This is a genomic window from Methylobacter psychrophilus (assembly GCF_025583945.1).
In the GTDB taxonomy this organism is placed as follows: Bacteria; Pseudomonadota; Gammaproteobacteria; order Methylococcales; family Methylomonadaceae; genus Methylobacter_C; species Methylobacter_C psychrophilus.
Genome location: NZ_JAOEGU010000030.1, coordinates 38,197 through 44,929 on the forward strand (window position 1 = coordinate 38,197; position 6,733 = coordinate 44,929).

Sequence of the window (6,733 nt, forward strand, 5' to 3'; positions counted from 1 at the left end):
AAAACAACTATTATTAAAGGCGTGATACGCGTTTCTGCGGGTTATCAAGTCACGGAAAAATGCAAGGCTCGAAACAAGGCAATAAGCTCGCGTAAACCGATGCGCGGTGACTGAAATAAAAGGTACAACGGTTCCCTGCGTGTTATATGGAATTTATCCCAATATTCAGACCTACCATGCAGGTTTAGCATCTTGGTCGCCAAGCGGTAGAGACTGCGCGACAATAACTCGGTAACCCCATCGCAGCCATCGATTTGCCCAAGTACACTCAATGGTCCCACACCAAGGCAAACCGAATCTAAACCCTCTTCGCGCAATGCATGTAGGGCAGTGACTACCAGTAGCTCATTAGTATAAAACGGTGCGGCGGGAGAGGAGAATACGATGTTTATTAGATTATGGCACTCGAAGCAACTCACGTTTAGCATTGATAAGATACCAACGACGCTGCCATCCAGTTCAGCGATAAACCAGCGCCGCCCCGACCTGTCATCAAACAGGCGTGGATAGCCAAGATACATCTGCAGCCCATGGCGGGCAGCTAGCCATTGTTTGCAAGCCACTTCCATCCGAGCTTCCAGTCGGACATCAGGGTTTGTCTCTCCCAAGTACTCGTGAACCACTACTCCGGTTCGACGGGCGTTGTTAAGATGTTGGCGCAGGTGGTGACTCCTGTGGTCTGACTCGGGATTGTCTTGGGGATTGGCTATCAACAAATCCGCGAATTCCATCGTGGTATAACGGCGCTCTTTGGCATAGGTTTGCATATCCGCCGTGACAGATGAGTAGAGGAAGGTCCAGCCATTTTTGGCACAATAGGTGGCAAAAGCATCGGCCAATGAGGTTTTATGCTCGGGAGCGCAGATTGGATCGCCCTGGACGACAGCGCACCGTTGCACGACCTGAAAGCCGATCAGTCCATCAATTCCGGGAGTACGAAAAATGCTAAGCGATGAATTTAGTGCCGCGTGTGACACGGGGCCGCCGTAACGTCGAACCAGTTCCACAGCAGAAGAAATCGGGGTATTAATTATCTCAGTCATCGGGAGACTCAGCTTTTAAATGCAGTATGAACAAGATCGTTTTAGAGAAATCCCTATACATTCAGTCTAATACTTTTTTCCACCTCAGGCTAGAGATAAACACTAACAGCTAAAGCAAGTTACAATCAAACTCTCTTTGTTCTGCTTCAACTATAGCCTTGTTCAAAATGCCCAAATTAGCTTCTTCCTGGATTTGCATGCCCATCACATAAAAAATGGGCATCCACAAAGGATTAATCAATAATCCGCCCAACGCACTTTTTCCTGCTCGTTTCAGATTCTTGCAAGGGTTAAAAGACTCAACCAGACCAGGCATGGGGTATTGTGCAAATACAGTCGCTATAGCTCCCAGCTTGTCTATTTCATGGGTTTCAAGGACTACCATTGACGCTGAAAGTTTTTGCTCCATGCGATGATAATTCTTCCGCGCATATCCTGCAGAAGCTGCAAAAATAAAGGCCACCAAGGGCAGTAGCACAGTTGGCGGAGCTATCGGTGCAAAAGTGGACGATAGCATAACCAGACCCAGACCCAACATTAATACATCTTCGCCCCGCTCCACATCACGATCTATACCTTTAAGTATGGCAGATACGGCATTATCGAACGGGGCTGTTAAATAGCCATTGTCTTGTATCATAATAGTATCCTGCAGGATAAAACCTTTATATATCCTCATACAAAAAAATGTCAAATTTGGGATATTAAACTTGAAACTGACAGTACCATAGGTAAAATCGTGTTGAGCGGACGAAATTAATTATAAATAATATCAGGAGAAATGCTATGTCGCGTGTTGTTCGTTTTCATAAAGTAGGTGGGCCGGAAGTCTTGCAAATCAGCGATGAACAGGTTACTGCTCCTGGTGCAGGCGAGGTACAGATTAAGGTAAAAGCTATCGGTATTAATCGCGCAGAAGTCATGTTTCGTAGTGGCCAGTATCTTGAAACGCCGCAACTACCGGCACGACTGGGCTATGAAGCTGCCGGAATTGTGGTTTCAGTCGGTGAGGGCGTTAGCGAATTTAAATTGGGTGATGCAGTAAGCACCGTACCGGCCTTTTCACAGAATGAGTACGGTGTGTATGGGGACTTGGTAAATGTACCTGCGACTGCGGTAGTAAAACATCCTGTGCATTTATCCTGGCCGGAAGCCGCGGCAATCTGGATGCAATATATGACCGCTTATGGTGCATTGGTTGATATTGCCGACACCAAAGCCGGCGAATATGTACTGATTTCAGCGGCATCAAGTAGCGTGGGAGTTGCTGCGATACAAATAGCAAATATGATCGGTGCCATTCCGGTAGCGCTGACACGTTACAGTAGCAAGCGTGAGGCTTTACTCAAGGCTGGCGCCAAGTATGTGATTGCCACCGAAGAGCAAGATCTGGTGGCTGAAGTCAACCGTATTACCAACAGCCACTGCGCACGGGTCATATTTGATCCGGTGGGCGGGCCGACGATTAACAAGTTGGCAGAAGCGACTGCGCAACGCGGCATTATTTTTCAATATGGCGCGCTCAGTAGCGAACCGACTCCATTGCCGCTGTTCACGATACTTGCCAAACAACTAACGATACGCGGTTATACCTTATTTGAAGTAAGCACAGACCCGGAACGCTTCGCACGTGCAAAGCAATTCATTATTAAAGGACTCACTGACGGCAAGCTAAAACCTTCAATAGCAAAGATTTTCAAGCTGGAACAAGTGGTGGAAGCGCATCGCTACATGCAATCCAACCAGCATATTGGCAAGATTATTTTAGAAGTTTAAATCCACATTAATTTAAGAACGCTTCGAATAAGATGTAAATCTGGCTTATTTAGTAACGCTGATTTTGTTGGCAACTATGATGGAGAAGCAAGGGAAAACCTTTTGCATCATAATTTCTTGACACTTCTTTAATCTTACTTCTGCTCTAATTCAAGCAATAGCACAATAATAGACATTTAATCAGGTGATTTCCGAAGAAGGTTTTACACATTAAAAGCAGGCATTTTCAAATCAGGCAAGCGATTAGATCCGTCTAATGGGTAAGTTCTTTCCCAGAAATCACCTTAACAATAAAATAAATAGCTAATCAATTATCGCGTAATAGATATTCCAACACCTGGGTAATCACCCGGGTGCATTAGGAACTAATAAATCATAAAAAGAAGATACAGATATGAAAAAACTTCTATTGGAAACATTTCTGTTAACCGACTGCGCAACTCAAGCAAATACCGCGTATCAATCCATAACGGTATCACCTGTTGGAGTCACAACTAATTCCGATACTATACTCCGCGCGGTCACTATTGCGGATTCTTAAATGTGCTTAACACCATATATTACAAAGGGTTAATGTGTTTCTATTTTCCGCATCCGTGACCGCGCGGAGTATATATGCACACTTAAAAATGAAGAGGGCAAATGGAAAGCGCCAGCAGACACACCGATTTCAATACACCGAGACGGTAATATAATGGATATAAATTGTGAAAATGTCACCACATAAGGCACAAGAAAAGTAGAGCCGGAATTTGAGGGGAAATTTCTAGCTATGGATATAATATTAGTGGATTTATGCTTAAGGCGATTTCCTACGAAGAATATACCCAAGTCGCTAGTCTTTTTATTCATTAACTGCGTTGTCAAAATAGTTACGTAGCTAGCTACGCGCCTATTTTTCCGCCTTGAAAACAAACAAAAATCCTGCGCCACTTGGGTATATTCATTCTTGGATATCGCCTAATATCCTGCATCATTGATGGCACTAACAATGCTTTCTATAAATATCCCGGAATAATCACAGTGCCAATGATAAAAAAGTAATTTATTAATAGCCTCCCCTACCTTTTTAGTATGGGAATGAGTGACGATTTTAATGCCTAACAAAAAACAATCAGCTGTTCGACTCATAATTCTTCGCAACTGAACCATTGATCAGGCCGCAACGTCATTTCCATCGCTAGTTGGAAAACCCGTAAATTCAATGCGCATTTGTTGGACAGGTTTTATTGCCACTTGAGGCTGGACTTTATTGCCATAAAATCCAGCCCAGACTTTACAAATCTCTGTAACTAAGCTGTCTCGGCGTAAACTGTCCGAAGCCTTGACTTAAACAAGGGAAAATAATGTCCAAAATTGTGTAATTTTGCATTATTTATATATTTTTTTTCTTAATGAATATGAGGAAAGCATAAACATTAAAACCGAAAATCTCTTGGACATCGTTCCCCTGACAAATTATATGTTCAATATTGTCGCCTGTTTAGCCGCTAACTCTTACCAAAACAAAAAGCAGGCGCTCAATTTACAAAGAGAGGAATTATTGCCATTGTTAAGATTCATTATCCCGAATTCAGGTTAAATAGGTGCTCCTGTATTTTTGATCAATATCCCTTGAATATCATCACCTTTGATCCCCAGATTTTGTTTGGCAACCGCGATGCTGAGTAATGCCACATGCCGATCATCAAAATTAGTTTCCATCTTTGCTGGCAGCTCGATGATTAGCACACCATCAGCTCCGATGCTTATGCTTATCTTTTCATTATGACCATCGGCAGAATGATAGTCAGCCGAGGTAGTGCGTAGGGAAGAGCCATCCTGGCTTGGAGCCTGGGTTTTTACATTGTTTGACAGCGTAGCTCCCATCCATTGGCCCTGTTTAGAAAGCAACAAAGTGTTGACAACAGAAAACTTGCCATTGCTCAGGCTTAACATCGGGATTGGTATCGCGTTAGCGGAAGAAATAGCCAATCCGGCTTGGCCGCCAATTTGTTGCGAATGATCACCTGTCATCAATATAGCCATATCCCCAGAAACCGCTAACTCCACGCTCATTAACGAATTCGCAAAGCTTAGCAATGCACCGTTACCGGTATTACTGGTACCAGAATCAAAGGTCACAGGAACAACTGATTGGTTAAGTCCTTGTGAAACAGAGCTGGGATTACCAACCGACAGATTATTCTTACTGCCTGAATTATTATTGGTAACGGTCAAAGAAATAATGGCGTTGTTGGCTGCGCTTATGCCGCTGATAGCCAGGTCTTCGGGGGTCACATTGGCTGTGGTGTTCGCTTGGTCGGTGATGTTGTAGTTACCTACATCAGCCCCGCTGTAATTGCTGGTTAAGATAACGGTTTTGTTGCTACCGACATTTTTGGTATCGAACAAACCTGTGGCAGTAACGCTCAGAACATCACCGGCAACCATGCCGTCAAAGCCGGCAGCGCTGCTGTTGATCGTGGCATCACGATTTCCGTCATAGACTTTATTGGCTGCGCTGATCCCGCTGACCGTCAGGGCCTTGGCGCTGACCCCAGCGGTGCTGCTCGCTTGATCGGTGATGTTGTAGTTGCCTGCATCAGCCCCGCTGTAATTGCTGGTTAAGATAACGGTTTTGTTGCTGCCGACATTTTTGGTATCGAACAAACCTGTGGCAGTAACGCTCAGAACATCACCGACAACCATGCCGTCAAAGCCGGCAGCGCTGCTGTTGATCGTGGCATCACGATTTCCGTCATAGACTTTATTGGCGGCACTGATCCCGCTAACCGTCAGGGCCTTGGCGCTGACCCCAGCGGTGCTGTTCACTTGATCGGTGATGTTGTAGTTGCCTGCATCAGCCCCGCTGTAATTGCTGGTTAAGGTAACGGTTTTGTTGTTGCCGACATTTTTGGTATCGAACAAACCCGTGGCAGTAACGCTCAGAACATCATCGGCAACCATGCCGTCAAAGCCGGCAACGCTGCTGTTGATCGTGGCGACACTAGTGCCGTCATAGACTTTATTGGCGGCGCTGATCCCGCTGACCGTCAGGGCCTTGGCGCTGACATCGGCGGTGGTGTTCGCTTGGGTGATGTTGTAGTTGCCTACATCAGCCCCGCCGTAGCTACCGATTAAGGTAACAGTTTTGTTGCTGCCGACATTTTTGGTATCAAACAAACCCGTGGCAGTAACGCTCAGAACATCACCGGCAACCATGCCGTCAAAGCCGGCAGCGCTGCTGTTGATCGTGGCATCACGATTTCCGTCATAGACTTTATTGGCGGCGCTGATCCCGCTGACCGTCAGGGCCTTGGCGCTGACCCCAGCGGTGCTGCTCGCTTGATCGGTGATGTTGTAGTTGCCTGCATCAGCCCCGCTGTAATTGCTGGTTAAGGTAACGGTTTTGTTGCTGCCGACATGTTTGGTATCGAACAAACCTGTGGCAGTAACGCTCAGAACATCACCGGCAACCATGCCGTCAAAGCCGGCAGCGCTGCTGTTGATGGTGGCATCACGATTTCCGTCATAGACTTTATTGGCGGCGCTGATGCCGCTGACCGTCAGGGCCTTGGCGCTGACCCCAGCGGTGCTGTTCACTTGATCGGTGATGTTGTAGTTGCCTGCATCAACCCCGCTGTAATTGCTGGTTAAGGTAACGGTTTTGTTGCTGCCGACATTTTTGGTATCAAACAAACCCGTGGCAGTAACGCTCAGAACATCACCGGCAACCATGCCGTCAAAGCCGGCAGCGCTGCTGTTGATGGTGGCATCACGATTTCCGTCATAGACTTTATTGGCTGCGCTGATGCCGCTGACCGTCAGGGCCTTGGCGCTGACCCCAGCGGTGCTGTTCGCTTGATCGGTAATGTTGTAGTTACCTGCATCAGCCCCGCTGTAATTGCTGGTTAAGGTAACGGTTTTGTTGC

General features: G+C 46.2%; 4 protein-coding genes. 1 reads left to right on the plus strand and 3 read right to left on the minus strand.

Annotation, left to right across the window (positions count from 1 at the left end):
- Positions 1–44: 44 nt before the first annotated feature.
- On the minus strand, positions 45–1,043 hold the full coding sequence (locus N7974_RS13850; RefSeq protein WP_262966192.1) for a DUF2156 domain-containing protein: 999 nt from the start codon (positions 1,041–1,043) through the stop codon (positions 45–47).
- A 109-nt stretch (positions 1,044–1,152) separates the two neighbouring features.
- Positions 1,153–1,683, minus strand: a complete 531-nt coding sequence (locus N7974_RS13855) for a hypothetical protein (RefSeq protein ID WP_262966193.1) — start codon at positions 1,681–1,683, stop codon at positions 1,153–1,155.
- Positions 1,684–1,829: 146 nt separating this feature from the next.
- Here N7974_RS13855 and N7974_RS13860 point away from each other — a divergent pair, with 146 nt between their 5' ends.
- The gene (locus N7974_RS13860) at positions 1,830–2,819 is read left to right on the plus strand and encodes a zinc-dependent alcohol dehydrogenase family protein (RefSeq protein WP_262966194.1); all 990 of its coding nucleotides are present in this window, start codon (positions 1,830–1,832) and stop codon (positions 2,817–2,819) included.
- A gap of 1,578 nt (positions 2,820–4,397) precedes the next feature.
- On the opposite strand, the gene N7974_RS13865 is transcribed toward N7974_RS13860, so the two are convergent.
- A partial coding sequence (locus N7974_RS13865; protein ID WP_262966195.1) for a beta strand repeat-containing protein occupies positions 4,398–6,733 on the minus strand: 2,336 nt, incomplete at its 5' end.